Genomic DNA, 4,842 nt, shown 5'->3' on the forward strand with positions numbered 1-4,842 from the left:
ATTTCATTTCCTTCTTTATCTACGCCTATTGGATCTTGTAAATAAACTTCCCCCTTTTGTTTTTTATTATTTCTAAATAGCATTAAAATTTCATTTTCAATGCATCTGGATGCATATGTGGCAAGCCTCGTTCCCTTATCTACATCAAAAGAATCAATAGCTTTTATAAGCCCCACTGTTCCAATTGAAATTAATTCGTCTACATCTTTATTTGGAAATGTATACTTCTTTACTATATGTGCAACTAGTCGTAAATTTTTTTCTATTAATATACTTTTCGCCTTTTTATCCCCATTCTTTAATAGTCTTAAATATTTTTCTTCATCTTTCTCATTCAATGGTGTTGGAAAAGTATTATTATTAGAAATGTATCCTGTTAAAAAAAATGTACTACACAATAAATCAATAAAATTAGATATTACTAACATTATTTGCCTCCTAATAGTGCTTACTATCATAGTATGATTTTTTTCCTTTAAACTTTCTCTTCTTAAAAATATAAAGTCATGTTTTCTAAAAAAACATGACTTTTAATTTACAGTATTTTTAATTTGAAAAATTTTTAATACTATTTTACTAATGCTTTTACTACATCACTAAAGATAGGTGCTGCTACTGTACTTCCCCCTACAATTTTCCCTTCTTCTTCAGTTACATTTGGAACTACTACATTCATAGTATATTCTATCCCCTCAATTTCAAATGCACCTGTAAACCAACAATGTGTCTTATCTTGAAATGTTCCAGAACCTGTTTTTCCATAAATAGTTTTTCCTTGAACTCTTGCTAAATCCCCTGTTCCATATAAAACAACGTCCTTCATCCCACTTTTGACCATATCACTAGTAAGCTTACTAAATATCATTTTACTTTCCTTTTTAGATTCTTCGATTACTTTTCCTTCTGAATCTGTAATTCCTTCAAGTATTGTAGGCTTTACATATACACCATCATTAAAAAAAGTATTTATAGCACCTGTAATTTGTACTGGAGTAACTGTCATACTTTGACCAATAGCTAGATTATCTACTCCAGCATTCTCTTTCATATATGTTCCTTTTGCTTCACTTTTATTTTTACTATCTATATTTAATACCCTTTCAAACATCCCAAGCTCCTTAGAATAGTTTAATACTGTTTCAATTCCTATTTCATGACCTATATACCCAAATATATCATTGCAAGATTCTATAAGAGCTTTTTTAGACGAAATATTTCCATGAAATATATTTTTGCATTTTTTACCTCTACACATGTATGCTGTCTCAGGTGTAATTATTCCTTCTTCTAAAGCTATTCCATACGTAATAAGTTTTGATATAGATCCTGGCTCATACCCTATACCTTCCATCCCTAAATTAATATTAGGCTGACTCTCATCTTTTTGAGTAAATCCACGTATTTTCCCACTCTTACTTTCTACAAGAACTACTCCTATATTTTCATACTTCTCATACTTTTTATCTACTGTTACCTCTTTTATTTTATTTTGAATTTCTTTATCAATTGTTAATTTTATATTTTTATTTCTTTCTATATCTACTAAACTTTTACTTGTGTACACTGTATTATCATCTCTGTAAAAATTCACTTTTGGAAATTCATTCTGTTCAATTTCTTTTTTTATTATATAATCCAATGTTCCCTCTTTAGCTTCAGTTTTATCTAAATTTGAAAACATCCCATCAATAGACCACGCTTCTTTATTATCTCTTTTATCATAAATATATGTATAAACACCTTTTACATTCTTTATACTATTTACTTTATCAAAAGTTTCTTTTGATACATTATAATAATTTTTTCCATGAGGAGCTTTCATTATATCGTCAAAACTAAAATCATTTATTTCTTCTTTCATTATAAAATTAAAGGTAAGTAGTCCTTGAAGAGCTTCACCATAATTATTTAACTTAAACGGTTTTGAATCTATTACAACTAAGTATTCTTTATTATAATTATTTAAATCTTTTCCCTTTGTATCAAATAACATATACTTCATATCACTTATTACTTCTGTCTGATGATTCATATAATTAGCTGTAACTTGCTCTGTGGGCATTACTTGTAAAAAATATAACCTCACTGATAACCCCAAAAATATAATTATAAAAAGAATTCTCATACTCTTTGCTCTTTTTCTCAAATTTCTCAAAAAAACACCTCCTTTTGGTAATTATAACCACTAGGAGGTGTTTTTATTCTTATCTTTGTAAGGTATCTTTAACTTTTGAAACCAATATATCTATTGCTACTTTATTGTGTCCACCTTCTGGAACAATTATATCTGCATATCTTTTCGTTGGTTCTGTAAACTGCATATGCATTGGTCTAACCACTTCTAAGTATTGTTCAACAACTGAGTCAACAGTTCTTCCTCTTTCTTCTATATCTCTTAAAAGTCTTCTTAGAATTCTTATATCAGCGTCTGTATCTACATATACTTTTATATCTAAAAGATCTCTTATTCTTTCATCTTCTAATATTAGTATTCCTTCTACAATTATTATATCCTTTGGATTAACTAAAACTGTTTCTTCAACTCTATTATGAATTGTAAAATCATAAATTGGCTTTCTTATAGCTTCTCCATCAACTAAAGACTTTAAGTGTGATATTAATAAATCATTATCAAATGCTTTTGGATGATCATAATTAGTCTTAGTTCTCTCTTCCATTGTTAAATGATTTTGACTTTTATAATAAGCATCTTGTTGAATCATCCCAATACAATCCTCGCTAAAACTATTGTATATAGCATCTGCAATTGTACTCTTTCCTGACCCTGTTCCCCCAGTTATTCCTATTAATATTGGTCTGTTCATTAGTTATCCTCCTTATTTTAAACCCTAATTATAATTTAGTTCCTATCTCTATATTATTTTTAGCTTTTATTAGCATATCATTCTTTTGTAATGGTATTTCTACCTTTGCACTAAACATCATATGAGCTCTATTTGCCACCTCTGTTTTAACTTTTTTATCTAAATCAAACATATCAATTAATTGAACACTAAAATTATCAGTATAAGCTCTTAATATATCAACCTTATCACCTTCAAAAACTCTATTTTTTTGCATTATTGTTGCAGTTTTTGTTTCTTCATCATATTCTTTAACTATTCCAACTATATCATAATCTCTTATATATGAGCTTTCGTCATAATTTTGTTCACCCATTTTTCCAAAATAAAATCCTGAATGGTATGGTCTATGACTAACCTTTAAAAGAATATCCATCCATTCTTGTTTAAATCTATATCCTTCTGGATTTTTACAGTAACTATCAATAGCTTCTCTATAAGCTTTAACAACAGAAGCTACATAAAACTCACTCTTCATTCTTCCTTCAATTTTAAAGGAATCTATCCCACTTTGAACAAGCTCTGGAATATGCTTTATCATGCAAAGATCCTTTGCGTTCATTATGTATGTTCCTTGATCATCTTCAAGAACTGGATAATATTCATTTGGTCTTGTTTCTTCAACCAAGTAATATTTATATCTACAAATATTTGCACATGTTCCTTTATTAGCATCTCTACCTATTAAATAATTAGAAATTAAACATCTTCCTGAATATGCCATACACATAGAACCATGTATAAATGTTTCTATTTCACATTTTGCTGGTAAATGTTCTTTAAATCCTTTAATTTCATTTAAAGTCATTTCTCTTGCTAAAACAATTCTAGTACAACCTTGATCATACCAAAATTTAGCTGTTCTCCAATTTACAACATTCGCTTGAGTACTTACATGAACTTCAAGATTTGGTGATACTTCTCTAGCTATTGCAATTATTCCTGGATCTCCAACTATAATTGCATCAATTCCTGTCTTTTCAATACTTTTAATATATTCTTCTATTCCATTAAAATCAAAGTTACGTGGGAATACATTCATAACTAAGTATATTTTTCTACCTCTGTCATGACAGTACTTTACCCCTTCTTCCATTTCTTCATTTGTAAAATTCCCAGCAAAAGCTCTTAAATTAAGCTTACTTCCACCTATATATACAGCATCTGCTCCAAAATCTATAGCTATTTTAAGCTTTTCAAGATTCCCAGCTGGTGCTAAAACCTCTGGCTTTTTCATAAAATTACCTCCTTCTTGTTATTGCAATTCCATCTCCCATTGGTATTACTGATGTTACTAAAGTATCATCAGTATTAACCATTTCTAAATAAGATCTCATTCTTTTAACAATTGTTATTTTTCTTCTTTTAACTAATTCTTGTGATGGAACCATACCTCTAAATAATACATTATCAGCTATAATGATTCCATCTTTTTTTAAAAGTCTTAAGCAGTGAGGTAAAAAATGATTATAATGTCCTTTCCCTGCATCCATAAATATTAAATCAAATTCTTCATCTAAGTTCTCTAATATTTCTAGACAATCCCCTTCTAGAATTTGAATTTTTTCGGATAACTTTAGCCTTTCAATATTTTTCTTCGCTAAAATTACCATTTCTTCGCTTCTTTCAATAGTTTTAATTTCTGGCTCTGTTCTTGAAGCTTCATACATTAATGTTGCAGAGTATCCTATAGCAGTTCCAAGTTCTAATATTTTAAGCGGCTTTTTCATTCCTACCATAAATTCTAAAAATTTAGCTGTTTCTTTTTGAACAATAGGCACACCATTTTCTTTTGCAAAGTCTTCTAGTTCCTTTGTCATTCCAGTACTCTCACCTATCAAACCTCTTAAATATTCTTCCATATAATCATATGTTATTCCGCTCATACATACCTCCAAATTTTGATAAACTAATTGTTCTCTTTATTATATATTTCTTTTTGCTTTTCAAATGCTTGATATGAATTTGTAAAGAAATG

Annotated in this window: 5 protein-coding genes; all 5 read right to left on the reverse strand. The window is 28.7% G+C overall.

Annotated features, from left to right (window positions below; translation table 11 throughout):
- The coding region (locus ACRDDY_RS00315) for a sigma-70 family RNA polymerase sigma factor (protein ID WP_438562974.1) at positions 1-428 on the reverse strand (428 nt) is incomplete at its 3' end.
- A gap of 140 nt (positions 429-568) precedes the next feature.
- Complete coding sequence (locus tag ACRDDY_RS00320) at positions 569-2,155, reverse strand: penicillin-binding transpeptidase domain-containing protein (RefSeq protein ID WP_438562975.1); 1,587 nt, start codon at positions 2,153-2,155, stop codon at positions 569-571.
- Between the two features lie 49 nt (positions 2,156-2,204).
- Positions 2,205-2,825: a uridine kinase gene (udk, locus tag ACRDDY_RS00325; RefSeq protein WP_438562976.1), complete on the reverse strand. Its 621-nt coding sequence runs from the start codon at positions 2,823-2,825 to the stop codon at positions 2,205-2,207.
- 28 nt (positions 2,826-2,853) lie between these two features.
- A complete protein-coding gene (locus ACRDDY_RS00330; protein WP_438562977.1) occupies positions 2,854-4,101 on the reverse strand; it encodes a peptidase U32 family protein in 1,248 nt (415 codons plus the stop codon).
- Positions 4,102-4,105: 4 nt separating this feature from the next.
- Positions 4,106-4,750, reverse strand: coding sequence for an O-methyltransferase (locus ACRDDY_RS00335; protein WP_438562978.1), 645 nt, complete (start codon positions 4,748-4,750; stop codon positions 4,106-4,108).
- Positions 4,751-4,842 lie beyond the last annotated feature (92 nt).

Origin of the sequence: Clostridium sp. (genome assembly GCF_051656525.1) — a bacterium.
In the GTDB taxonomy this organism is placed as follows: Bacteria; Bacillota; Clostridia; order Clostridiales; family Clostridiaceae; genus Clostridium.

Bases quoted from the DNA above. Each gene is read 5' to 3' on its own strand.
- udk (WP_438562976.1), bottom strand. From the start codon at position 2,825: ATGAACAGACCAATATTAATAGGAATAACTGGGGGAACAGGGTCAGGA.
- ACRDDY_RS00330 (WP_438562977.1), bottom strand. From the start codon at position 4,101: ATGAAAAAGCCAGAGGTTTTAGCACCAGCTGGGAATCTTGAAAAGCTT.
- ACRDDY_RS00335 (WP_438562978.1), bottom strand. From the start codon at position 4,750: ATGAGCGGAATAACATATGATTATATGGAAGAATATTTAAGAGGTTTG.